Origin of the sequence: Vibrio sp. 10N.222.49.C12, from assembly GCF_041475025.1 — a bacterium.
GTDB lineage: Bacteria > Pseudomonadota > Gammaproteobacteria > Enterobacterales > Vibrionaceae > Vibrio > Vibrio crassostreae_C.
On sequence record NZ_JBFRVF010000012.1, the window covers coordinates 24,341 to 48,335 of the forward strand.

Annotated in this window: 21 protein-coding genes; 6 read left to right on the forward strand and 15 right to left on the reverse strand. The window is 44.4% G+C overall.

Going from position 1 to position 23,995, the window contains the following annotated elements; all coding sequences use genetic code 11:
- Window positions 1-10: 10 nt before the first annotated feature.
- From AB4583_RS03900 to AB4583_RS03915, 4 genes are all read right to left on the reverse strand, one after another.
- On the reverse strand, window positions 11-2,374 hold the full coding sequence (locus AB4583_RS03900; protein ID WP_372116506.1) for a hypothetical protein: 2,364 nt from the start codon (window positions 2,372-2,374) through the stop codon (window positions 11-13).
- Between the two features lie 43 nt (window positions 2,375-2,417).
- Window positions 2,418-3,893 (reverse strand): glycerophosphodiester phosphodiesterase, encoded by a 1,476-nt coding sequence (locus tag AB4583_RS03905; RefSeq protein ID WP_372116508.1) that lies wholly within the window; start codon window positions 3,891-3,893, stop codon window positions 2,418-2,420.
- A gap of 216 nt (window positions 3,894-4,109) precedes the next feature.
- Entirely contained in the window at window positions 4,110-5,264 is a 1,155-nt protein-coding gene (locus AB4583_RS03910; RefSeq protein ID WP_017059943.1) for a hypothetical protein, read from the reverse strand.
- 24 nt (window positions 5,265-5,288) lie between these two features.
- On the reverse strand, window positions 5,289-5,498 hold the full coding sequence (locus AB4583_RS03915; protein ID WP_017059942.1) for a hypothetical protein: 210 nt from the start codon (window positions 5,496-5,498) through the stop codon (window positions 5,289-5,291).
- A gap of 433 nt (window positions 5,499-5,931) precedes the next feature.
- Here AB4583_RS03915 and zur point away from each other — a divergent pair, with 433 nt between their 5' ends.
- Together zur and AB4583_RS03925 are read left to right on the forward strand one after the other, a co-directional pair.
- The gene (gene zur, locus AB4583_RS03920; RefSeq protein ID WP_372116510.1) at window positions 5,932-6,390 is read left to right on the forward strand and encodes a zinc uptake transcriptional repressor Zur; all 459 of its coding nucleotides are present in this window, start codon (window positions 5,932-5,934) and stop codon (window positions 6,388-6,390) included.
- A 17-nt stretch (window positions 6,391-6,407) separates the two neighbouring features.
- A complete protein-coding gene (locus AB4583_RS03925) occupies window positions 6,408-6,869 on the forward strand; it encodes a chemotaxis protein CheX (protein WP_017059940.1) in 462 nt (153 codons plus the stop codon).
- 153 nt (window positions 6,870-7,022) lie between these two features.
- Here AB4583_RS03925 and pgi read toward each other — a convergent pair whose 3' ends face one another.
- Window positions 7,023-8,675, reverse strand: a complete 1,653-nt coding sequence (pgi, locus tag AB4583_RS03930) for a glucose-6-phosphate isomerase (protein WP_017065622.1) — start codon at window positions 8,673-8,675, stop codon at window positions 7,023-7,025.
- Between the two features lie 326 nt (window positions 8,676-9,001).
- On the opposite strand from pgi, the gene AB4583_RS03935 reads away from it, so the two are divergent.
- Entirely contained in the window at window positions 9,002-9,421 is a 420-nt protein-coding gene (locus AB4583_RS03935) for a secondary thiamine-phosphate synthase enzyme YjbQ (protein ID WP_017059938.1), read from the forward strand.
- A 117-nt stretch (window positions 9,422-9,538) separates the two neighbouring features.
- On the opposite strand, the gene AB4583_RS03940 is transcribed toward AB4583_RS03935, so the two are convergent.
- Genes AB4583_RS03940 through AB4583_RS03950 form a run of 3 tightly spaced genes read right to left on the reverse strand, consistent with a single transcriptional unit; the run spans window position 9,539 to window position 13,251 of the window.
- Entirely contained in the window at window positions 9,539-10,744 is a 1,206-nt protein-coding gene (locus tag AB4583_RS03940) for a BamA/TamA family outer membrane protein (RefSeq protein WP_372116512.1), read from the reverse strand.
- A 23-nt stretch (window positions 10,745-10,767) separates the two neighbouring features.
- Window positions 10,768-11,853 (reverse strand): alanine racemase, encoded by a 1,086-nt coding sequence (gene alr / locus AB4583_RS03945; RefSeq protein ID WP_372116514.1) that lies wholly within the window; start codon window positions 11,851-11,853, stop codon window positions 10,768-10,770.
- Between the two features lie 6 nt (window positions 11,854-11,859).
- Window positions 11,860-13,251: a replicative DNA helicase gene (locus AB4583_RS03950; protein ID WP_016767560.1), complete on the reverse strand. Its 1,392-nt coding sequence runs from the start codon at window positions 13,249-13,251 to the stop codon at window positions 11,860-11,862.
- A gap of 176 nt (window positions 13,252-13,427) precedes the next feature.
- Here AB4583_RS03950 and AB4583_RS03955 point away from each other — a divergent pair, with 176 nt between their 5' ends.
- The gene (locus AB4583_RS03955) at window positions 13,428-14,345 is read left to right on the forward strand and encodes a DUF481 domain-containing protein (protein WP_372116516.1); all 918 of its coding nucleotides are present in this window, start codon (window positions 13,428-13,430) and stop codon (window positions 14,343-14,345) included.
- A gap of 162 nt (window positions 14,346-14,507) precedes the next feature.
- On the opposite strand, the gene rplI is transcribed toward AB4583_RS03955, so the two are convergent.
- The 5 genes from rplI to rnr form a co-directional block, all read right to left on the reverse strand.
- Window positions 14,508-14,960 carry a 50S ribosomal protein L9 gene (gene rplI / locus AB4583_RS03960; RefSeq protein ID WP_017069041.1) on the reverse strand — a complete coding sequence of 151 codons (453 nt, stop codon included), beginning with the start codon at window positions 14,958-14,960 and terminating at the stop codon, window positions 14,508-14,510.
- A gap of 38 nt (window positions 14,961-14,998) precedes the next feature.
- Entirely contained in the window at window positions 14,999-15,226 is a 228-nt protein-coding gene (gene rpsR, locus AB4583_RS03965; RefSeq protein WP_000090472.1) for a 30S ribosomal protein S18, read from the reverse strand.
- A gap of 112 nt (window positions 15,227-15,338) precedes the next feature.
- Window positions 15,339-15,728, reverse strand: a complete 390-nt coding sequence (gene rpsF, locus AB4583_RS03970; RefSeq protein WP_004741278.1) for a 30S ribosomal protein S6 — start codon at window positions 15,726-15,728, stop codon at window positions 15,339-15,341.
- Window positions 15,729-16,005: 277 nt separating this feature from the next.
- Window positions 16,006-16,746 (reverse strand): 23S rRNA (guanosine(2251)-2'-O)-methyltransferase RlmB, encoded by a 741-nt coding sequence (gene rlmB, locus AB4583_RS03975; RefSeq protein WP_017063180.1) that lies wholly within the window; start codon window positions 16,744-16,746, stop codon window positions 16,006-16,008.
- Window positions 16,747-16,933: 187 nt separating this feature from the next.
- Complete coding sequence (gene rnr / locus AB4583_RS03980) at window positions 16,934-19,435, reverse strand: ribonuclease R (protein WP_372116518.1); 2,502 nt, start codon at window positions 19,433-19,435, stop codon at window positions 16,934-16,936.
- 247 nt (window positions 19,436-19,682) lie between these two features.
- On the opposite strand from rnr, the gene AB4583_RS03985 reads away from it, so the two are divergent.
- Window positions 19,683-21,092, forward strand: a complete 1,410-nt coding sequence (locus tag AB4583_RS03985) for an amidohydrolase (protein ID WP_372116520.1) — start codon at window positions 19,683-19,685, stop codon at window positions 21,090-21,092.
- Between the two features lie 143 nt (window positions 21,093-21,235).
- Here the strand turns inward: AB4583_RS03985 and motX are convergent, their stop codons facing one another.
- Window positions 21,236-21,871 (reverse strand): flagellar protein MotX, encoded by a 636-nt coding sequence (gene motX, locus AB4583_RS03990; RefSeq protein WP_017063177.1) that lies wholly within the window; start codon window positions 21,869-21,871, stop codon window positions 21,236-21,238.
- Between the two features lie 298 nt (window positions 21,872-22,169).
- A complete protein-coding gene (locus tag AB4583_RS03995; protein ID WP_010434108.1) occupies window positions 22,170-23,486 on the reverse strand; it encodes an adenylosuccinate synthase in 1,317 nt (438 codons plus the stop codon).
- Window positions 23,487-23,658: 172 nt separating this feature from the next.
- Between AB4583_RS03995 and AB4583_RS04000 the strand changes: the two genes are divergently transcribed.
- Window positions 23,659-23,847 carry a DUF2065 domain-containing protein gene (locus AB4583_RS04000; RefSeq protein WP_010434105.1) on the forward strand — a complete coding sequence of 63 codons (189 nt, stop codon included), beginning with the start codon at window positions 23,659-23,661 and terminating at the stop codon, window positions 23,845-23,847.
- Window positions 23,848-23,995 lie beyond the last annotated feature (148 nt).

The following is a 23,995-nucleotide window of genomic DNA, read 5'->3' on the forward strand; positions in this document are numbered from 1 at the left end:
TGACGCGGACTTAAATAACCAACTTTTCAAGTTCGATTCGGTGAGAGGCTTTTCCTTTACTGTGCTTTACCCATAAACGCTTTGGTTGGTATCCATTGGCACGGACCTCAACATCATAATTACCCTCTGGCAATCGCATACCGGCTTGGTACCTAGGCTTAATATTCATTATTCGAACCTTAAAACCCGGTTGGTTCTGTGCATTTGAATTGATGTACATAGGAAACTCCGTTTGGGCTTCATTATTGTTTTTAGCTGAACTCACCGGTTCGCTCTCAGCACGCTGAGTTAAATAACGAGCAAAAACACCATCCAACTCCGCTACCGAATGCTCCAAAGAGGTAGAAAACCCATCAGTAATACGCATACTTTTGTCTATTTGAGCGCCAAGTGGATGAATCAACGGTTGAGTATGTATCACCCAACGAACGGCATAAGAAGCCGACGGAGATAGTGTGTCACTGACTTGCTCTAAGAAAAAGCCAATCGTTGAGTCCGTTTGAGTGTACTTGGATGAAAATACATTCACAGGCACAACAAGAATAACGAATATGACGATAAACGAGCTGCCTATATTCAGAGCCTTGCTCTTCAAGTTCGGTGCTGGCCGTGGTTTATGGTAATTCATCAACACGATAAATTTTCCTGGCAGCTTAAACACCGTTAGGACAACGAGAAATAGCGATAGTCCCATTGATATTGGCGGCACAATGATAGAACGCAATGCCGCTTTGCCTTGTTCAGCATAAGGGCCATCATCAGCAAACTGAGCGCGTGACGCCTCAATATAACCTAGCCAATAATCTCTCTCACGCCTCACATTTGGAACAATAACCTGTTGGTAAAATTGCTTATTATTCCACGTCGCCATCATGGGCTCGACGTAATAACGTTCGCCCATACGATTCTTTATTTGTTGCTGAACTTCGGCTACTTTTTGAAAATCATTCCAAGATAAGTTCGGTTCAATGTCGTAACCCCGCTGCTTTGCTTCGGCATGCCAACGAGCTTTGGTGTCCTTCATAACTTTGTTTCTGACTGCATTTTTAAACACGCTAATTTGGTTTATTTGCCAATTGGAGTCTAAATGGATCCCCTTTCGATGAACTTGAGTACGAACCTTACTTGCTGTTGTAGAGTGGGAGCGAAACTCCGACATAGAGTCGATTCCCATAGGATAACCGGTCTCTTTTAAGAACTGTTTTTGCCACACTGCCAGTATTCGTGGTGTGTAATGAGCGACACTATTGGTATACGTTTTATCTTGAATGGCTTCTCCAGCTTGCCCTGTCGCCTGCTCAATACCGGCTTGGATAACTGATAAGCCTAGAGAACCGAATGCTTCCCCCCAAGATGTTTCACCTTTCGTTCGTCGAAAGGTTTTCTCTAACCAATAATCCATCGGTTGGTGGGGAATCGAGTTATCTTTTAATAAGCGTTCATAGCGATCTTCAATGCGGCTGATACAATTGGCTCTTGAGCTTCCTTTGCGTTTATAACAGCGTTCTTTATCATCAAATAGGTCAAAAATAGGTTGTGCAACTCTTTGTGCTCTCGCCTCTGCTCTCGTTAAATAGGCCTTACTCGCCTGTTGATAATCACGATACCCCGTCGCGACGGTCGACTCGACCTCTTCCCACGCTTGATTGGCCTTTTGATGGCGAGACTCTACCGTCTGATTATACGCCCCAACATGTTTTTGATATTGATGCCACGATTGCTGAACTTCACTCCGTAATACTTTATAGTTCGCATAGTGCTCATCGAAATTGGCGTTTGCTCGATTTTGAATATAACGATCCAAAATTTGAACTTTCTTATCATCAATATGACTTAAGAATGCATCATTGCTGTAAACCAACCCACCGATCAAAGCGAGAAAAGTCATTTCTGACGACTCGGTACTCGCCTCTGAGTTATAAGGGATCCCTTCGATATTAATCGCATTCATCGCTAAACTAGATCGCAGTACAGAGGAAAAGAAAGCCTCCTGTCTCTGCTTTGCACTACTCGGTTCAATCAACCATTTATCTATTACCGCCTTTTGACCAAAAAAAACCGTTGGCCAAACCAAAGCTGTAATCACGACCAACGATGAAATAGCGCGAAACTTCGTCGTGGTCAGCCATCCTTTAAGTAGAAAATCCGCAACAATTAAAGTCACCCCGATCCCTGAGATGGTTCGGCCAAATAGCTCCGTTTTATGTAATTGAGCATCACTAACATCGATTCCACCCGCAATTTCAACCAACTTGGCGTTGAAAACGACTTCAGGAAAAAGATAAAGAAGTGAACAAAAAAACAACAAAATAGCCAACCATTTCGGCTTCTTATTATTTGTGGTTATTACGTCCTGGCTAGGAACTGGTTTCATCTTAACGCTTCCATAATTTGTCTATCCCTGTTCTCATCAAACATCATTTTTCTGTCGGCATCGAAATGCTGATCGCATCGTTACTTAAATTTAAATCTTCATCTTGAATATCAAACAGCACTGCTGGCTTCGCGCTCTGCGTTGTTTGCGTTCTTTTTTTCACACCTTTCACGCTAGCAGGCTTGGAATATGACACACTCCTAATGAGACCTCGGTTAGTGATGTAATGGCCATCTTTGAGGTAATCTATTTGTTCATAGAGTCGGTGAAAATCAGCGTCATTGGGTAGGCCAGCAACGGTTTCGCCTGCTAACGTTGTGGGTTGGTAGCCATTTGATTGAACGACAAGCTGTGGAGCAAGCTGCTGACAAATAGAGAACTTACTGGTATCCATGATCGCCTCATCTGGCAGAGGTCGACCTGCCTTAGCTAACGAGACCAATTGATCTTGGTGGTAATCCGTTCCGTTAATCGTATAAGTCACCACCTTAATGCCTTGCGCCTTCGCACGGCTATAAATTGTGGCGTATTGTTGGTAACTTCTTATATCAACATGTAAGCCACTATTGGGGCCAAGTATTCGTTTTACCGTTTTAGCGGAATGTTTGGGCTTATGCTTACGATAACGCCCCTCCATAACAAAGGCGCGATCGATATTCTTTTTATTTTTCTGATAATAATCATCAGAACCCATGCCTCGTTTTGCATCCCGCTTAAACTGAGCAACCGACGCCGAATGAGGCTCCCATACATACCCAAGATAAACACTTGAATTGATTTCCCGCATTTTTTTCAGAACGTCCATATCCATTGATGAATAAAAATAGTTTCTATAGGGGAGACTTTGTCTGGCCATTTCGTCGAGTTTAAACAAATCTTCCATGGAGCCATCTGATGTTTTTATTTCAATATTAAGGGGTTGTTCAATCGTTGCGTAATGGTACCAATCATTCACGGCTTCATTGAAATAAGCGGGACGATACCCATCTAATGTTCCGTCAGGGCTCCTTCCACTCAGAGAGTTCCACTCACTACTCTTCATACGACTCACGCGATATCGCTTACCATCACTTCGAGCGGTTGCTCTTCCTGTTTCTATGTCGTGATGTACAACCCAATCTTTATCACGCGTCAGCATCACATCAATTTCTGCTCCATCAAAACCACTTACCGCCGCCATTTGAATCGCATTACGAGAGTTTTCAGCATAATTAGAGCTGCCACGGTGGGCGATAACATCAATAGGGCACTGTCCTTTGATGTAAGAGATATCCCCTCCCATGGTTTGATAAAGATTGCGCGATTTTAACGCCAACTGCATATCACGAAACATTTCTCGCCCCTCTGCTGAGTTATGATTCGAGATTAGTTTTGCATCTGCAGGTAATCCAAGCCCTCGCTCCAAGGTTGGTTGTGGTGGTGTTACTTTATCTGTAGATGAACATCCCTGAATAAGAGCAATAGTAGTGACAAGCAGCCCTCTTGAAAGCGTGGTTACACGTGAAGGTGGTGAAAACATGAGATCCTTATCCGTTGGTAGCTTATATGTGACATAACTGGGTTTCACACGCTGAGCACGACAAAGTCGGCCTCCAAGCACGGAGACCGCAAAGTGCTAATATATGATGACTCCAACCATTGATTTCGGTTGTTGATATGTTGTTGGAGTGGACGTATTTAATGGTTCAATTTGATTGAAAGCAAAGGCTCAAAAACTCATAAATACAAATCATGATTACATTATTTCATCAAATAATAATTGAATAAGCCCTTGTTCATCTGGGATGTCATACCCCTTTCGACATGGATAAGCCAAACCATCTGTGAAGTTCAAAAACGAAAAGCTATTGTCTATGCTTTCGCTCCCCTCTTCATCCTGCCATGGTTCAATAGTACTGTTCTGTTTAGTCACGATATAACCACACGAATTGACAGGCATCTCGGTCTTACGATTTAAGACTATCTTATGATTGGAATTATTGTAGTGATTTACTCGAATCTTACCGGCTAACGCTAGATATATCGCCCCTGCGGCGCCCAAAAGCAAAGTATGGCCGATAACTTTACCTGTCGCACTCGCTACGGCGATTCCAACATTAGCAGTCGCACTCGCGATGCTTTGACCTCGGTTTCCATAACGGTCTGTAGAATACACGTAATCCACGCTATGTTTTCTTTCAACGCGAGCACGTTGTCTGACAGGAGTATGGTTTATGTACTCTTGACCACCAAAAGCATCAAAGTTGTGTATTAATACCGGAACACAATGATAAGTTTCTCCATTCCAGTTCACTACACGAGCCTTCATTTGCCATGGATAATACTCTTCATCTAAATATTTCTTACATAAAGCTGGTAACAAATGGCTAAGTAACGCTGTGTTGTGATCGCTCTGCGCCATGTTGTACAGTTCTTGCGTTATTGATCGGGCCTGCTCTTGATCTCCTGATCTTGCGGCAACGATAAAGAGAATGACCTCGCCCCAAAAAGTATCGTTGATCAAGTAGTCAACCGGCAAATTATCGATTTCGATTAAAGCTCGTGGAACATCTTCATCGGACAAAGCCTCCAATACTGCAGACAAGTGATGCACGCGATCTTGAGGCTTTGCAATAGGTTCGTAATATGCGTCCCATCGTTCAACAAAGGTCTTCCAACGCATTATTTTTTTAAACTCCTCAGTTACTCCTTCCGTGGTGAGTAACTTAGGTTCAATATATTTTGCAATGTGCTTTTTATGACCGTCTCGCTTTTTCATCGCCTTTGTGTAAATTTTGCTATCAGACTTGAATAAGTGCAGTGCTAAACCATAGCTTTCATACCATTCACCAAGGTTAAGATGACTACTTTCTAATGAAGCTTTAGCCAAAGCGTCAAAATGCTTTTTCATTTTATTCCCTTCCAATTTGACGACTTAAATAAAGATAAAGGCGATGACTAAAATAATAGCTGCGGCTATAGCCAGTTTGATGTATAGCTCATTTTTTTTAACTCTTGGTTCTTCCACTTCTTCAAGCTTATCCCTCATGGCCTTAAAGTCATCCAAACGTTGTTGATAACGTTTTTCTCTTTGATTATAGATGGACAATAGTTTCAGAAATGATTCTTTGTTTACTTGCTCCACAGCTTAACTCCAAGCATTTGAAATTAAAGACTAAAACTACAATACACCATGACAAGCTCATGTTGACAGGAGGGGTCAATAGTCTTCTTCTAGTCTATATTAGGCATCGATTTTAGCGAATAAGGAACAATATGCGATAAGAAATGTGATTTAAAACAGCACATTATTGTAAGAAAAATTAATTGAGCTAAATTGAACTCAAATGAAGATGTCATATCAACTTTACCTCATACTTTTTTATAAACCTATTCACCAGATCTCTAATTCAACCTCATTAATCAGTTATGCCTTGAGTCACACTGTCATTTTGAGTTACCTTGTCTTATTCAAAGTCGTGGGTCACAATACGCTCTGTACCTGACTTTAATAGAAATCATTGGCTCCCAAAACGTAGTAACCTAGAAATAAGGTTTGATTAGGGATGTCCGATTGAATGGTGAAAAATTTGGACCACACATTAATAGAGCAAGTTGAAGGGATATGCGCATCGCGAGGCGTTAGATTAACACCTCAAAGAAAGCGAGTGTTTGAGCTCATCCTCTCTAATAAAAGAGCCTCCAGTGCTTATGAATTATTAGAGCAGTTGAAAGTCAGTGAACCGCAAGCCAAGCCACCTACAGTATATCGCGCTTTGGATTTCTTGTTGGAGCAAGGTTTCATTCACAGAGTTGAGTCAACCAATAGCTTCATATGCTGCTGCTCTTGCAATGCCAACAAACATTTCTCCCAACTACTGATCTGCGATAAATGTGGCACTGTGATAGAACTGCAGGACGATGCGCTTGTCACCCTACTCGCCAGTAACGCTGAGAAGCATGGCTTTCAATTGACGAATCATGTCATTGAATCGCATGGCATTTGCCAATCTTGCTCCTCCGAGATGAAAGAATAAGATTATAGAAGAACATTATGCGCGCTGAATTTGTAAACCCGTTTTTAGCTTCTTTAATGAACGTATTAAAAACGATGGCTTCTCTAGAATTGAAGCCACAAAAACCGAGAGTTAAGAAAGATGAAATCGCTCGTGGTGATGTATCCGGCCTAATTGGTATGGTGGGTACACAATCTCGTGGCTCTATGTCGATCACCTTTGATGAAGGTCTCGCTCTCGAAATCATGGAAAACATGCTTGGTGAACGACCAAACGGCCTCAACGAAGAAGTGACCGATATGGTGGGTGAAATCACTAACATGGTGACTGGCGGTGCGAAACGTATTCTTGCGGAAAGCGGTTTTGACTTCGATATGGCAACACCAATCGTGGTTTCCGGTAAAGGTCATACGATTCGTCACAAGTGTGATGGGGCAATCATCATCATGCCTTTCTCATCTCAATGGGGTAATGCTTTCATCGAGATCTGTTTCGAATAACAGCTGTTTATTTCTAGCAGTACTGAGTATCAACTCAAAGAAGGTTGGCATCATGCCAGCCTTTTTTATTACCTGCGATTTAACCAATGCTTGCTATACAGATACAAAAGCGCCAACCCGAAGGTTGGCGTTTTTTTGGTGCTATCAACTCAATTAAGCTTTAAGCGCTTTAAATGCGTTGATTAGACCGTTAGTTGAGCTGTCGTGAGACGTTACTTGAGCATCGTCAGCAAGCTCTGGAAGAATTTGGTTTGCTAGTTGCTTACCAAGTTCTACACCCCATTGGTCGAAGCTGAAGATGTTCCAGATAACGCCTTGAACGAAGATCTTGTGCTCGTACATCGCGATTAGGTTACCTAAAGAGCGAGGGTTGATTTGCTTAACAAGAATAGAGTTCGTTGGACGGTTACCTTCAAATACTTTGAAAGGTACAAGCTCAGCCACTTCTTCAGCTGTTTTGCCAGCCGCTAGGAATTCAGCTTCCACTGTCTCTTTTGTCTTACCGAATGCTAGTGCTTCAGTTTGAGCAAAGAAGTTAGACATTAGCTTCTGGTGGTGATCAGATGCTGGGTTGTGGCTGATAGCAGGAGCAATGAAGTCTGATGGGATCAGCTTAGTGCCTTGGTGAATCAGTTGGTAGAAAGCATGCTGACCGTTTGTACCAGGTTCACCCCAGATGATTGGACCTGTTTGGTACTCTACCGGGTTGCCTTCACGGTCTACAAACTTACCGTTTGATTCCATGTTGCCTTGCTGGAAGTAAGCTGCAAAACGGTGCATGTACTGGTCGTAAGGTAGAATTGCTTCTGACTCAGCGCCGTGGAAGTTGTTATACCAAATACCGATAAGCGCAAGGATTACTGGAATGTTGCTTTCAAACTCAGTTGAAGCAAAGTGGTTATCCATCTCGTGAGCACCTTCTAGTAGCTCAACGAAGTTATCGAAGCCAACAGATAGTGAGATAGAAAGACCGATTGCAGACCATAGTGAGTAACGACCACCAACCCAGTCCCAGAATTCGAACATGTTGTCAGTATCAATACCAAACTCAGCGACCGCAGTTGCGTTAGTTGATAGTGCTGCGAAGTGTTTAGCTACGTGTGCGTTGTCACCCGCTTCAGCCAAGAACCAATCACGTGCAGAGTGCGCGTTAGTCATTGTTTCTTGAGTCGTGAATGTTTTAGATGCCACTAAGAATAGCGTTGTTTCTGGGTTAAGAGGCTTAAGTGTCTCAACGATGTGAGTGCCATCTACGTTAGAAACGAAGTGCATGTTTAGGCGAGTTTTGTATGGCGTTAGTGCTTCAGTCACCATGTATGGACCAAGATCCGAACCGCCGATACCGATGTTTACAACATCAGTGATCTCTTTACCTGTGTAACCTTTCCACTCACCAGAAACGATGCGGTGTGTGAACAGTTCCATTTTTGCTAGTACAGCGTTAACTGCTGGCATTACGTCTTTGCCGTCAACCATTACTGGCTTGTCGCTACGGTTACGTAGAGCAGTGTGAAGTACTGAACGACCTTCAGTCTTGTTGATTGCATCACCACCGAACATTGCTTCGATTGCAGACTTAACTTCAGTCTCGTTCGCAAGAGCAAATAGGTGCTGCATAGTTTCAGCATCGATAAGGTTCTTAGAGTAATCCACTAAGATGTCAGAACCGAAACGAGTAGAAAAGCTCTCGAAACGCTTTGCATCTTGAGCAAACAGCTCTTTCATATCCATATCTTGAGCAGACTCAAAATGTGCCGTTAGAGCTTTCCACGCTTGTGTTTGCGTTGGGTTGATATTTTTCAACATGGTATCTATCCCGATGTTACTGTAGGTTTTATTCTAAACGTCACCTGGGTGATGAATAGAACCCCCGATTAGGCGAAAGTTTATATTTTTCTGTGATGACCAAACCGCGTCACCACTGAAAGATTCTTTGTAATTTTTTTTCACGACGTATTATGCCGCATATGAAGAGCTGTACCTTGAGATAAATCAGGATTAGATTTCCTGACAGAAGAATCGGTACAGACTCTAGCTCTAACATAATTAAATGTGAGCGATACCTGATAAATTCAAGTTCAAAAGATAGCGTTAAACCACTTTTTTTCCAAATACATTATAAAGGATGGCGTATGTGGATTCAGAAGACTATACACCTAAATGCAAGAAAGCGTGGATTTCATCTCATTACTGATGAAATTGAACAACAGATACACGATATCAATTCTCTATCTGTTGGTTTATTACATCTTTTTATCCAACATACCTCTGCCAGCCTCACGCTAAACGAGAACGCTGATCCTACCGTCCGTACCGATATGGAGTCGCACTTTAATAAGTTTGTCCCAGAGCGAGCGCCCTACTACAGACACACCTATGAAGGCGATGATGACATGCCTGCCCACATTAAAGCATCGACACTTGGCACCAGTGTGACAATACCAATTAGCAATGGTCGTTTAGCTTTAGGAACATGGCAGGGTATTTACTTAGGAGAGCACCGAGATTGTGGTGGAAGCCGAACTGTGATTGCTACGATGCAAGGTGAGTAGACTGCTTGAAAACAAGATCTCCTTAATAAAAACAATATCTTGTTAATAAAAAAGAGTGGTGTGTTTCCACGACCACTCTTATAAAAATAGTATTTGGCCTACTGTAGGCCGAAAGCTTTAGAAGGGCTGGTTTATCATAACCCTAAAGGCCCCTTCGTCACCACCTCGCGCCAACTCAGCACGTACAACAATACCTTCCACTTGGAAACGCACCGCGCCACCTAAGCTCCATTTCATGTCCGAGTGCAGTGTTTTGATGTCGTACTCATCGGCAACGCGCCCTAATTCAGCAAACGCTACCCATTGCCACCAAGGCAAATCGTAGTAGTTTATCAGTGGGATATCGCCAAGTGGTTGCCAGTCAGGAAGTACTCGGTACTCAGCAGAATAATGAACTGCAGAGCGACCGTGATAACGACCTCCGGTATAACCTCGTAAACGATACAAGCCACCCAATCGAGCTTGCTCCGTTTCTGGTGGGCGAGCACAATCTTGCCCAGAGCAGTTATCCCACGTTGGCGTGTCAGCGGTATAGAAATCAAATGCTAAAACTTGTTGATCGAATAAGTCCCCTAGAGGACCTAAAGCGAAGTACTGGCTATTTTGGAAGGTCCACTTAAGCCACAAGTCATCGTTAGACCAACTCTCTGCGCCAGTGGTGAACTCAAGGTTAGTTTGAGAACCTCTGGTCGGGTTGCGTGTGCTATCACGGTTATCCCAATTAAACGCCAAACTAAAGCCTGTTGCCTCCTCGGTATTATTTAAACCTTCCAACTCACGAGCAGTATAAAAAGGCGTAAATAGAATCGAACTGACACCCGATTCGATTGGCGAAGCAAAGCTCACATCTTTGATTGGCTGAAAAGCACCGAGTAAACCGTGTTCTGCAACGTTGCCCCAAGGTAGCAAATACTTAAACTCAAACTGATAGTTTTGCTCTAAGCCATCAGCAATGGTTTTGTCATCGATAGATGAATCATTATCGCCTTGAGAACCAATGTAATACGGGTTGTCGTTGAAGCGCGCTTGATACATCTGAGTGCTAAACAATACGTTCTCAGACAAGGCATAGTTAAAAGCCGATAGAAAACCGACGTAACTGTCTTTGTCTGAATAGAGTGCCATACCAAACAGAGCGGCTTGAGGTTGCCAAACACCCTTTGCGACACCCGCAACCCCAAAGGTGTTACCCATGGTTTCGGTGCTGAAGTAGAAAGGAACAAAGGCTGAATCTTTTTCTTCACTCACAGCGGAAGAAGAAAAGCTGACACCGAGTAATGTCATTGCAGACATTAGCCAGCTTCGAGTCGTTCGCTTGAACATAATTTACTTATCAAGATCCATGATTACTTCACATATTCCATCGCAACACGCGAAGTCAGCTTAGTGACTAACTCGTAAGCGATAGTGCCGATATGTTCAGCCACTTCTTCTGAAGGTAAATCTTTACCCCAAAGCGTCGCCTCGTCACTCACTTTATCCGTAGCATCAGGACCAAGGTCAACTGTTAGCATGTCCATGGACACACGCCCTGCGATTGGTACTTTTCGTCCATTAACGAATACTGGGGTGCCGTTAGGTGCAGTGCGAGGATAACCATCGCCGTAACCAATTGCGATAACACCAACCTTGGTATCACGTTCACAGGTCCAGTTTCCGCCATAACCCACACTTTCACCGGCTTTCACATCGCGAACGGCAATTAGGTGTGAGGTCAAGGTCATCACAGGCAAAAATCCAAGCTCTTGCGCTGATTTATCAACAAACGGAGAGACACCGTAAGATATGATTCCCGGACGAACCCAATCAAGGTGGCTGTCTGGCCAAGCGAGTAAACCCGCAGAGGCAGCAAGTGAACGCTCCCCTTCACAACCTTCAGTAAGCGACAAGAAAAGCTCTGTCTGTTCAACGGTGGTTGCTCTATCCAGTTCATCAGCACAACCGAAGTGGCTCATGTAACGTAGAGGTTTGGCAACATTCGCACATTGATGCAAACGCTCAACAAAGTTTTGGTATTGCTCAGGGCGAACACCTAATCGGTGCATACCACTGTCGACTTTTAGCCATACCACAACGGGTGTTTCCAAATCCGCATTCTCTAGCGCGCTTAATTGCTCTTCACAATGCACCACCGTTTGAATGTTATTGGTCACCAAGATTGGCAAATCGCCCGAAGAGTAAAATCCTTCCAGCAACAAAATAGGTTTAACAATGCCACCAGCACGAAGTTGTAACGCTTCTTCAATACGCGCCACACCAAAAGCATCAGAGCTTTTTGAATGCTTGGCTATATGCAGTAAGCCGTGTCCGTAGCCATTGGCTTTCACAACAGACATGACCTTGCACTGAGGAGCCTTCGACTTTATCTGGTTCAGGTTATGTTCGAGCGCGTTTAAGTCAATGCTCGCCGTCGCCGCTTTCATGTAAGTCATTAGCGATTACTCATCATCAAATGCAGGGCCTGCATAGTTATCAAATCGGGAGTGTTGGCCTTGGAACGTAAGACGAACAGAACCGATCGGACCGTTACGTTGCTTACCAAGGATGATCTCAGCAATGCCTTTCAAGGAACTATCTGGGTTATAAACCTCATCACGATAGATGAACATGATCAAATCGGCATCTTGCTCAATCGAACCTGATTCACGCAAATCCGAGTTTACTGGGCGCTTATCAGCACGTTGCTCTAGGGAACGGTTAAGCTGAGAAAGTGCCACAACCGGAACGTTGAGCTCTTTTGCTAACGCTTTCAATGAGCGAGAAATCTCGGCGATTTCAAGAGTACGGTTATCAGATAACGAAGGTACACGCATTAATTGAAGGTAATCTATCATGATCATAGAGATACCATCGTGTTCACGAGCGATACGTCGAGCACGAGAACGCACTTCTGTTGGCGTTAGACCCGAGCTGTCATCGATATACATATTCTTCTTATCCATCAGAATACCCATACTCGACGAGATACGAGCCCAATCTTCATCATCTAGCTGACCAGTACGAATCTTGGTTTGGTCTACGCGAGAAAGTGACGCAAGCATACGCATCATCAGCTGTTCGGCTGGCATCTCTAGCGAGAAGATTAAAACCGGTTTGTCTTGCTTCATCGCCGCGTTTTCACACAAGTTCATCGCAAATGTGGTTTTACCCATCGATGGACGAGCAGCAACAATAATTAAGTCAGAGCCTTGTAGGCCTGCTGTTTTCTTGTTGAGGTCGTTGAAGCCAGTATCGACACCTGTCACACCATCTTGCGGCGTTTTGTATAGGATCTCGATACGTTCTAGCGTCTTCTCTAGAATGCTATCAACGTTTTGTGGACCTTCGTTTTCACTTGCACGGCCTTCGGCAATCGCGAAGACTTTACTTTCAGCAAGATCAACCAGCTCTTCCGAAGTACGACCTTGAGGGTCATAACCAGAATCAGCAATCTCATTCGCGACACCAATCAGGCTACGAACAAGTGCACGTTGCGCTACGATATCCGCATACGCATTGATGTTTGCGGCACTTGGTGTGTTTTTCGCTAAGTCAGCAAGGTAAGCAAAGCCACCCACTTCTTCAAGTTGCTCACGCAGCTCTAAATGTTCAGAGAGTGTAATAAGATCCAGAGGAGAACTTTCTTCAAGGATATCCTTTACCGCTTCAAAGATCAGACGGTGAGGACGGCTATAAAAGTCTTTGGCCACAACCTTTTCGGCAACTGTATCCCAGCGTTCGTTATCTAATAACAAACCGCCAATAACAGATTGCTCAGCTTCTAATGAATGTGGCGGGACCTTGATGGCGTCCACCTGATCGTTGGCTGATTTCTGACTTTTGGTATCCACTATGACTACACTCAATAACTAATAATGATCGTTCATTATACCCAAGAACATCCGTTTGTAATCCGATCCTATGAGTTTGTTTTATTCTTCAGGAAGAATTTACCTATTGCTGACGGAATTAACCAAGGGTAGCATTACGATCCTGCCATTCACTCACTGTATAACTAGAGGTATGCGTGTCCAAATTATTGGCTCTGAGCACTGGTATTCTAAGCTCTAGTCTTCTAAGCATCGGTCTCCTGAGCACTCCGTTGGCCTTAGCTGATGATACTAAAGACTCTGTTGATGCTAATACCTCTGTTGATGCAATCCTCGACTCTATAGTAGTTTCAGAACCTACTTCTGAGCCGATCGTCGTTGCACCGACACCTGAAGAAAAAGAGTTGGATATCGCACCGAGTGATACAAGTGATACAGAACTACCGAGCCCGCTAAAAACGGAAGTCGAATTTGGATATCAGTCGCATACTGGTAACTCTGATTCACGAGCGCTTAACTCACGCCTTAACGGTGAGTACACGGCTGGCCGTCATAGAACCAGTGGTGAATGGAAATACTACAACCTCTACAAAGATGGCGAAGAAGATAAAAGGCAATCGACTTACTCAGCTCAGAGTGACTACAAGTTAAGCCCTAAAACCTACCTTTACGGCAGTTTCAAAGGAGTCGACTCGAGATACAGTGCTTACTTTAAGGACTACACAATTTCGAGTGGTCTGGGTTACCAGTTTTCGAATACCGAAGAGTTTGTATTGGAAGTCGAAGTGGGCCCAGGTTTTCGTTACCAAGAGCCAAACCTCGATGAGATCGACGATGATGACATCATCTTCCCTGAGATTGTTGAAGAAGCGATTTTTCGTGGCAACGTGAATACGTCTTGGCAGGTATTGAAGAACTTGCAGCTCAAGGCCGACGTGACGCTTGTATCTGGTCACAGTAACCTAAAGTTTGATACTGAGTTAGAAGCCATCAACGATATTACTGACAATATCGCGCTGAAGATCGCTCACTCTCGCCAGTACCACGATAAAGTGCCTGAAGGCTTAAGCAAACAAGACTCTGTGCTGTCGATTAACCTACTCTTTCAATTCTAATTCCATAGCTGGCTGTTCAGCCATCAGAGCTTTTGGATCATAGTAGGCTTTTAACCTAATGTAACCCTCTCTTACCTTTTCCTATATTCCAGACATAAAAAAACACCAGCCGAAGCTGGTGTTTAAAACTTTCAAAAGAAAGAATTCGTCTTGGTACTGAAATTACTCAGCTGCAACGATAGCGATTTTCGCAGTAGCAAAAACTTCAGAGTGAAGTTGGATGCTTACTTCGAATTCGCCGATGTTACGTAGAGCGCCTTCAGGTAGGCGTACTTCGCTCTTAGCTACTGCAACACCTGCCGCTGTAATAGCGTCAGCGATGTCACGAGTACCGATAGAACCGAATAGTTTACCTTCGTCACCAGCTTTAGAAGCGATTGTAACGCCTTCTAGAGTGTTAACGCTCTCTGCACGAGCTTTAGCAGCAGCTAGTTGCTCAGCAACTTTAGCTTCTAGTTCAGCACGACGAGTTTCGAACATAGCAACGTTGTCTTTAGTTGCCATAACTGCTTTACCCTGTGGGATAAGGAAGTTACGAGCGTAACCAGATTTAACGTTTACTTGGTCGCCAAGGCCACCTAGGTTACCGATCTTATCAAGTAGAATAACTTGCATTATCTTAGTCCTCTTAAACTATTATTAACTATTACCGATTACTGATGCTTGTCAGTGTACGGTAGTAGAGCTAGGTAACGAGAACGCTTGATAGCGCGAGCTAGTTGACGCTGGTACTTAGCGCTTGTACCAGTGATACGGCTAGGTACGATTTTACCAGCTTCAGTGATGTAGTTTTTAAGAGTTGCTACGTCTTTGTAGTCAATCTCTTGTACGCCTTCTGCAGTGAAACGGCAGAATTTACGACGACGGAAGAAACGAGCCATGGGCTATCTCCTGATCTTAAATTTAGTAAAGCGGTCTTTCACAATTATCGAAATAACTATCAATGACCTAAAACAAGTTGAGAATTTTTTAAGGCGTTAAGCCAAAAAAGAATTACTCAGCAGCTGCTTCTGGTTTAGCTTCTGTACGCTCTTCGCGACGAGGAGCACGCTCTGCACGCTCTTCTTTTTGCTTAAGCATAATAGATTGCTCAGTCACAGCGCCTTTAGTGCGCATGATCATGTTACGTAGAACTGCATCGTTGAAACGGAAAGCAGTTTCTAGCTCGTCAATCACTTCTTGACCAGCTTCAACGTTCATAAGAACGTAGTGAGCTTTGTGAAGCTTGTTGATTGGGTAAGCCATTTGACGACGACCCCAGTCTTCTAGACGGTGGATAGTACCGCCAGCTTCAGTGATAGAACCAGTGTAACGCTCGATCATGCCAGCAACTTGCTCGCTTTGATCAGGGTGAACCATGAATACGATTTCGTAATGACGCATTTGGTTGCTCCTTACGGATTATTAGCTTCCACGAGTGGCCCGGTCGTCCAGAGGAAGCAAGGAACTAAAGATAAATGACCGAGTTTTAAGGACGGCAAATGTTATAGAAAGAACCCGGTATTGGCAAGCGCTATTTGGTGAATAATGAAACAGTTTTTCTGTCGCCATCTAGCCATCCGACAAACCGATGGATTTTGCTATAACAGCCTAAAAAGAAACGCCCACCAGCAAGTGGTGAGCGCTAATAAATTCATAGACTTAAAGCAGCGTTAACGCATTACTGAGCTAAACGCTGTCTTACCGCTTCGAACAGGCAAATACCCGACGCCACAGAAACATTTAAGCTCGATACGCTACCTGCCATTGGAATCTTAATCAGATCATCGCAAGTTTCACGAGTTAAACGACGCATACCGTCACCTTCTGCACCCATAACTACCGCAAGAGGACCCGTTAGCTTCGCTTGATAGATATCATGCGTTGCTTCACCTGCCGTACCCACAAACCATACGCCCTGCTCTTGCAGTGCACGCATTGTGCGAGCTAGGTTGGTTACGCGCACGAGAGGAACCGTTTCAGCTGCGCCACATGCAACCTTGCTTACCGTTGCTGTTAACGGCGAAGAGCGATCTTTAGGTACGATAACAGCAGCGACACCTGCGGCATCCGCGTTACGTAGACAAGCGCCTAGGTTATGAGGGTCTGTTACGCCGTCTAGAACTAACAGCAAAGGCTGTTCGTGCTGCGCTAGGATATCGTCTAGGTGAGTTTCATTAAGCTGCTTAGCAGGCTTCACCTTAGCAATAAGACCTTGGTGATTCGCACCTTGTGCTTTTTCATCCAACGGCTTACGACCCATCTGTTGAATCGACACACCAAACTGTTGCAGTTGGTTCAGTAATGGAAGAAGACGCTCGTCTTGGCGACCTTTCAATACATACGCTTCGATAAAACGTGCAGGATCTTTTTCTAGTACGGCTTTCACCGCGTGAATACCGTAAATAAATTCGTTACTCATTGTCTCAACTTACTCTTATTGCTCAGAGATGAATGACATCAATGCCGATGTGTCCACCTCTGTGTTGTTCATTTCGAGAGTATGCGTCTTGTGCCTGATACTCTCGCATTAAAGTCATTTCACACTAAATCAGTAGGCGCTAAACCTGATTAGCAGAGCGCCTTATTAGCCTTAAGATTTATCAGTCTTAAGAGTTATCAGCCTTTGGCTTACGGCTTGCTGCACGCTTTTTCTTAGCGCGAGCTTTAGCAGCACCGGTTTTATTCGCTGGCTTTTTCTTCTTAGCAGAGCCTTCGCTGCTTCCGTCAGGTCGCTTAGTTGGCTCAACCATAGGCTTCGCTGATACACCTGGCTTATTACTCTTCACTGCTGAGCGCTTCTTGCTTTTCGCCTTTTTCATCGCTTCTGCTGCACGCTTCTTGGCTGTTTTGCCTTTGCCACGCGGCTGACGATCAGTGTCTTCTAAGTCAAAGTCGATTTGGCGAGTTTCTAAATTAACCGCAGAAACCTTCACTTTAACCGAATCACCCAAGCGGTAGATATTACCTGAGCTTTCACCCACTAGACGCTGACCAACAGCATCAAATTGGTAGTAATCATTCGCTAGCGCTGAGATGTGTACCAAGCCATCAATGTGCAGTTCAGTTAGACGAACAAAGAAGCCAAAACCAGTCACGTTGGCAATCACACCATCCATCACCTCACCGACATGGTCTTGCATGTATTCACACTTCAACCAGTCGTTTACTTCACGCGTTGCGTCATCAGCACGACGTTCAGTCATTGAACACTGCTCGCCGTAGAAGTCCATATCATCGAAAGTGTAGTGGTAACCACCAGTTGGCGTCCAACGTTCGCTGTTACGACCTTCTTCTTTCGCAATAAGGTACTTAATCGCACGGTGCAATAGCAAATCTGGGTAACGACGAATTGGCGAGGTAAAGTGAGCATAGCGTTTAAGAGCTAAACCAAAGTGACCCGCGTTATCCGCGTTGTATACCGCTTGCTTCATTGAGCGTAGCAGCATAGTTTGGATTAATTCACGATCTTCACGTTCATTAATCTGTTGCATCAGTTGTGCATAGTCTACTGGTGATGGCGACAGACCACCTTCCAGTGTTAAACCTAATTCACTTAAAAAGCTCTTGAAGCCCATTAAGCGCTCTTCGCCCGGAGTTTCGTGAACACGGTACAGCGCAGGCTCTTTCGCTTTTTCTACGTAAGATGCCGATGCGATATTCGCAAGAATCATACACTCTTCGATGATCTTGTGTGCATCGTTACGAATTACCGGTTCAATACGGTCGATCTTACGATCCGCATTGAAGATAAACTTAGTTTCTACCGTTTCAAATTCAATCGCACCACGTTCGTCACGCGTTTTCTTAAGCACCTTATACATCTTATGAAGCTCTTCAAGATGTGGTACTTCAGGTTCGTAACGCTCACGTAATTCTTCATTGCCATCTAAGATCGCGCCTACTTTGTTATAAGTAAGACGAGCATGAGAATTCATTACCGCTTCGTAGTGCTTGTAGCCTGACAGTTTACCTTTGTCTGAGATAGTCATCTCACACACCATACATAAACGGTCTACCTGAGGGTTCAATGAACACAAACCATTTGAAAGCACTTCTGGCAGCATTGGCACGACTTGTGACGGGAAGTATACCGAGTTACCACGGTTAATCGCTTCTTTGTCTAGCGCTGTATCTGGGCGAACGTAGTAACTTACGTCAGCAATCGCTACCCATAGACGCCAGCCGCCGCCTTTCTTCGCTTCACAGTAAACCGCATCATCGAAGTCACGCGCATCTTCACCATCAATGGTAACCAATGGCAGTTTACGCAGGTCTACACGTCCTTCTTTTGCTTCTTCAGGAACATGTTCACCTAGGTTTTCGATTTGCTTATCTACCGCTTCAGGCCACTCTTGTGGGATCTGGTGAGTACGGATCGCAATCTGCGTTTCCATACCCGGCGCCATGTTTTCACCAAGAACTTCGGTTACTTTCCCCATCATGTTACGAGAACGACCACCGCGATCCGTAATTTCAATCACAACCACATTACCCATTCGAGCACCGCCTTTATGCTCAGTAGGGATCTGGATGTCGTGACTAATACGCGAATCATCAGCAACAACGTAAGAATGGCCGTACTCTAGGAAGAAGCGACCAACAAGTGGCGTTTTACGCTCTTCAAGCACACGAACCAAGCGACCTTCACGACGGCCACGCTTACTGTTGTCAGTAGGCTGAACCAATACGTAATCACCGTGCATGATGGTTTTCATCTGATGATGCGGCAGCACGATATCATTGTCTTTACCCACACTGCCGTCTGGGCGAACCCAACCATGACCGTCTTTATGACCAATCACATAGCCTTTGATCAGTTCCATCTTCTCAGGCAATGCGTAGCACTGACGACGAGTAAAGATAAGCTGTCCATCACGCTCCATTGCACGTAAACGACGACGCAGCCCTTCATATTGTTCCTCTCCAGCAAGACCCAAAGCTTCGAATAGATCGTTGCGGTTCATCGGAATATTCGCGTCTGTTAGAAACGAAATAATGAACTCTCGGCTTGGTACTGGGTTATCGTAATTTTTCGACTCTCGGTCGGCAAAAGGATCAACAGTGGTTGTCGCTGTCGTATTTTCTGACGTTGGTGTGTTTTTTGACATAGGCGGGCCTGCTTAAGCAAGGAAGGTATATACCCCTAGTATATCTGATGCTAGGGGTAAGCTACAGATATGCTTTAGAAAACACTCAAATAACCTCAGATTGATACATATCTTCACTTTATGAAACATCGCTTCATAGACGTGGATTATCATCAAAATTTCAAGCAAACGATAAAACAAACGTTTGCGCCATGAATGAAATACACTATTATCCACGCACTTTACCAACTCCTGTTCTGGGTATGATATGAAACTAAAACGCACTTTATTGGCTTCAGCTATGGCGAGCCTAGCGCTGTTCCCATTCGCAAGTTCGGCAATGGAAAAGGCTGACCTGATGATTACCGATGCGATGGTTCTAACCATGAACCAAGACAAAACGGTTTATGAAAGCGGTACTGTTGTCGTCAAAGACAACAAAATCATTGCGGTTGGTGATGCTTCACTAGAGAAGCAGTACCAAGCTAAGCAAGTGTTAGACGTTGATGGCGATATCGTTATGCCAGGTCTCATCAATACCCATACTCATGTATCAATGACAGTTTTTCGTTCGTTGGCCGATGATGTGCCAGATCGCCTACACCGCTACATCTTCCCGCTAGAGAAGAAGCTAGTATCGCGAGACATGGTACGCATTGGTGCCAACCTAGGTAACGTTGAAATGGTGAAAGGCGGTGTGACCACTTACGCCGACATGTACTACTTCGAAGATGAAGTCGCAAAAACCGTCGATAAGATCGGTATGCGTGCCATCCTAGGTGAAACGGTGATTAAGTTCCCAGTCGCCGATGCGGCCAACGCCGAAGAAGGCATTAAGTACGCGTTGAACTTCATTGAAGAATACAAAGATCACCCACGCATCACACCAGCGTTTGCCCCGCATGCGCCTTACACCAACACCACAGAGATCCTTCAGAAAATATCTAAACTATCCCTAGAATTAGATGTTCCAGTAATGATTCACCTTGCAGAATCACACCGTGAAGAAGAGAAAATCGCAGAGCGTTCTGATGGATTGTCCCCGGTTCAATACATGGACAGCATTGGCGCACTCAACAAGAACTTGGTGGGTGCACACATGATCCTTGTTGACGATCATGATATCGAACTGGTGAAGAAATCGGATATGGGTGTAGCTCATAACATGAGTGCTAACATCAAGTCAGCAAAAGGTGTATCACCTGCCCTTAAGATGTATGACGAGAACGTGCGTATCGGTTTAGGTACTGATGGCCCAATGTCTGGTAACACACTGAGCACCATTGATGAGTTCAACCAAGTCGCTAAGGTTCACAAGTCAGTTAACAAAGATCGTGCTGCGATGCCGCCGATCAAAGTGATCGACATGGCGACCATGGGCGCAGCAAAAGCGCTGCACATGGAAGATAAGATCGGTTCTCTTGAAGCAGGCAAACTGGCTGACATCATAGTGATCGATACTAAGGCGCCAAATATGGTTCCGGTCTACAACCCATACTCAGCACTGGTGTACTCAGCTAACTCAGGCAATGTTCGTCATTCCATCGTTGATGGCAAGATCATCATGCAAGATCGCGACATGCTAACGGTAGACGAAGATAAGATTCGTCAAGAAGCACTCGATTTCACCAAGGTTGTTCGTGAAACGGTGATTGAGTCTGGTGAGGTGGTTCAATAACGCTACCGAATTAGATAAACGGTTTTCCGTTCAGATCAAAAAAGGCCTCGCTGATGAATCTCAGCGAGGCCTTTTTAATACGAGTTTTTTAGATGATTAACGAGTGCAGTCATTAATCATCATTGCTCATTCAATAATCTGTCTTACCAGAACACGTCTCGACGCTTTGCTCGAGCAATAATATTGTCTGGCATTCTCTGTTCCAGTCCGCTACGAAGCACAGTGATACGTCTGTGTTGTCTTTGATCTGCGGTTACCGAGTTATACAACCAACGGTAAGCATCTTCATAATCCAATGGGCTACCGTAGTCACGTAACAAGAGTTCCGCTAAGTGAATGCTCGCACTTAAGTTGCCCATAGAGGCCGCTTCACGTAGATACGGAATCGCACGCTCTTGATCTTGTTGTACCAAAGTACCACGAGAGTAATAACGACCTAACTGCTCTAATGCAGCGGGTAAACCTTGATGTGCCGCGTTTTCCATATAGTAAAGGCCAAGCTCTACATCTTGTGGAACACACACACCCCAAGCCAACATATCACCGTATAAAAACTCATAAGAAGGCAAGCTAATACGCGTTGCACGAGCAACGATATCTTCAACTAACTGGCACTTATCAGCTTTCACTCGCTCTAGATGTTGATTATTTTCGATTAAATTAATCAGTTCAGCTTCTGTATATATTGGAACGGGCTCTCCCACATCAGCCAAATTAGCATGACTCAAGGGTGAGCTCAGCGCCATTATTAATGAAGCTGCCACAATTCGTAGCTTCATACCTGCACTCTATTATCTGTCGCTAAAGTTATCTATTGAGGGGTGCAGAGGATTTCTACACGCACAAAACAGGGTGAACTTCACTTTCCATGATATCTGTATCGGCAATAACCCCGACGGCTTTAGACAAAACTTGCCGCTAATGGGCAATATTTTGCCTGATGACGCTTAAAAGATCACCATCAAAGAGTGAACGGCTAAATTGCAGGTATTAAAAAGCCGACTTAATAAAGTCGGCTTTTAGAAAACTATTTTATTATCAAAGCACTGTTCGTGCCTGGTAATCACTCAGCAGGCATTATGCGCCGTATGGGTGAACCTTGATGATAGTTTCGTTACGATCTGGGCCAGTTGATACGATATCAATTGGAACGCCAGTTAGGTCTTCGATACGCTTGATGTAATCTAGAGCAGCTTGTGGAAGCGCGTCGATAGATTTAGCACCAAATGTGTTTTCAGACCAACCAGGCATTGTTTCGTAGATTGGCGTCGCTTCTTCGAATGACTCAGCAGCCATTGGAGAAACTTCTAGGATAGAACCATCTTTCATCTTGTAACCAGTACAGATTTTTAGTTCTTCTAGGCCATCTAGAACGTCTAGTTTAGTTAGACACATACCAGATAGAGAGTTGATTTGGATTGCACGACGCATAGCAACAGCATCGAACCAACCAGTACGACGTAGACGACCAGTTGTTGCGCCAAACTCGTGACCAACATCGCCTAGGTGTTTACCAACTGGGTCTTGCTTCTCAAGGCCATCGTATAGCTCAGTAGGGAATGGACCTGAACCAACACGAGTACAGTAAGCCTTAGTAATACCAAGGATGTAACCGATGTGACGAGGACCGAAACCAGAACCTGCAGCAACACCACCAGCAGTCGTGTTAGAAGACGTTACGTATGGGTAAGTACCGTGGTCGATATCTAGTAGCGTACCTTGAGCACCTTCGAACATGATCTTGTCGCCGCGCTTACGTGCTGCGTCTAGTTCGTCAGTTACGTCGATAACCATCGCAGTTAACATGTCTGCGTAGCTCATCGCTTGCTCAAGAACTTCTTCGTAGCTTACTGTTTCAGCTTTGTAGAAGTGCTCTAGTTGGAAGTTGTGGAATTCCATCACTTCTTTTAGCTTCTCAGCAAATGCTTCTTTATCGAAAAGGTCGCCAACGCGTAGACCGCGACGAGCAACTTTATCTTCGTAAGCAGGACCGATACCACGACCCGTTGTACCGATAGCTTTAGCGCCACGAGCGATTTCACGCGCGTTGTCGATTGCAATGTGGTACGGAAGAATTAGAGGACAAGCTTCAGAGATGAAAAGACGTTCACGTACTGGAATACCGCGATCTTCAAGAGGCTTCATTTCTTTTAGAAGTGCGTCAGGCGATAATACTACACCGTTACCAATAACACATTTAACGTTATTACGTAGGATGCCTGATGGAATTAAGTGAAGAACGGTTTTTTCACCGTCAATTACAAGTGTGTGACCTGCATTGTGACCGCCTTGGTAGCGAACCACGTATTTTGCATCTTCAGTTAAAAGGTCAACGATTTTACCTTTACCTTCATCACCCCATTGGGTGCCTAGAACGACTACGTTATTTCCCATCTTTCCAATTTCTGTTGCTAATTAAAAATGGATTCTAGCACTGAATCACACTTCTTGCAGTCACTTTTTGTTCATAAACGTTAACGCTGTACAAAAATAAACCAGCCATAACTGGGGGCAGATGTGTAAAGATACTGATATCATTGCTTTTTTACAGACAAAAGGCAGAACCATGTCTCAATCAATTTGGCTCGCTATTGGGCTCGTACTTATTGTGGAAGGGCTCGGCCCCTTGATTGCACCCAATGGCTGGAGAAACATGGTCGCGCAACTGAGCGAGCAACCAGACACGCAACTGCGCCGCATTGGAGGCTGTCTTGTGGTGGCTGGAGCGGTTATCGCTTTCATGACCTACCGCTAGGTTTCTATAAGTACTAATCTGTTTATAAGTACCACTCTGTTAAGCGCCTTCCCTCGCGCCCCAATAGTGAATCCACAAACATGTCTCCTCCTGAAAGAAGTCATAGAAAACAAAAAGGCTCCCACAATGGGCTGTCTCTTGATCACAA

Excerpts from the sequence above, each read along its gene's own strand:
- AB4583_RS03900 (WP_372116506.1), bottom strand. The coding sequence starts at position 2,374 with ATGAAACCAGTTCCTAGCCAGGACGTAATAACCACAAATAATAAGAAG.
- AB4583_RS03905 (WP_372116508.1), bottom strand. The coding sequence starts at position 3,893 with ATGTTTTCACCACCTTCACGTGTAACCACGCTTTCAAGAGGGCTGCTT.
- AB4583_RS03910 (WP_017059943.1), bottom strand. The coding sequence starts at position 5,264 with ATGAAAAAGCATTTTGACGCTTTGGCTAAAGCTTCATTAGAAAGTAGT.
- zur (WP_372116510.1), top strand. The coding sequence starts at position 5,932 with ATGGTGAAAAATTTGGACCACACATTAATAGAGCAAGTTGAAGGGATA.
- AB4583_RS03925 (WP_017059940.1), top strand. The coding sequence starts at position 6,408 with ATGCGCGCTGAATTTGTAAACCCGTTTTTAGCTTCTTTAATGAACGTA.
- pgi (WP_017065622.1), bottom strand. The coding sequence starts at position 8,675 with ATGTTGAAAAATATCAACCCAACGCAAACACAAGCGTGGAAAGCTCTA.
- AB4583_RS03935 (WP_017059938.1), top strand. The coding sequence starts at position 9,002 with ATGTGGATTCAGAAGACTATACACCTAAATGCAAGAAAGCGTGGATTT.
- AB4583_RS03940 (WP_372116512.1), bottom strand. The coding sequence starts at position 10,744 with ATGTTCAAGCGAACGACTCGAAGCTGGCTAATGTCTGCAATGACATTA.
- alr (WP_372116514.1), bottom strand. The coding sequence starts at position 11,853 with ATGACTTACATGAAAGCGGCGACGGCGAGCATTGACTTAAACGCGCTC.
- rplI (WP_017069041.1), bottom strand. The coding sequence starts at position 14,960 with ATGCAAGTTATTCTACTTGATAAGATCGGTAACCTAGGTGGCCTTGGC.
- rpsR (WP_000090472.1), bottom strand. The coding sequence starts at position 15,226 with ATGGCTCGTTTCTTCCGTCGTCGTAAATTCTGCCGTTTCACTGCAGAA.
- rpsF (WP_004741278.1), bottom strand. The coding sequence starts at position 15,728 with ATGCGTCATTACGAAATCGTATTCATGGTTCACCCTGATCAAAGCGAG.
- rlmB (WP_017063180.1), bottom strand. The coding sequence starts at position 16,746 with ATGAGTAACGAATTTATTTACGGTATTCACGCGGTGAAAGCCGTACTA.
- rnr (WP_372116518.1), bottom strand. The coding sequence starts at position 19,435 with ATGTCAAAAAACACACCAACGTCAGAAAATACGACAGCGACAACCACT.
- AB4583_RS03985 (WP_372116520.1), top strand. The coding sequence starts at position 19,683 with ATGAAACTAAAACGCACTTTATTGGCTTCAGCTATGGCGAGCCTAGCG.
- motX (WP_017063177.1), bottom strand. The coding sequence starts at position 21,871 with ATGAAGCTACGAATTGTGGCAGCTTCATTAATAATGGCGCTGAGCTCA.
- AB4583_RS03995 (WP_010434108.1), bottom strand. The coding sequence starts at position 23,486 with ATGGGAAATAACGTAGTCGTTCTAGGCACCCAATGGGGTGATGAAGGT.
- AB4583_RS04000 (WP_010434105.1), top strand. The coding sequence starts at position 23,659 with ATGTCTCAATCAATTTGGCTCGCTATTGGGCTCGTACTTATTGTGGAA.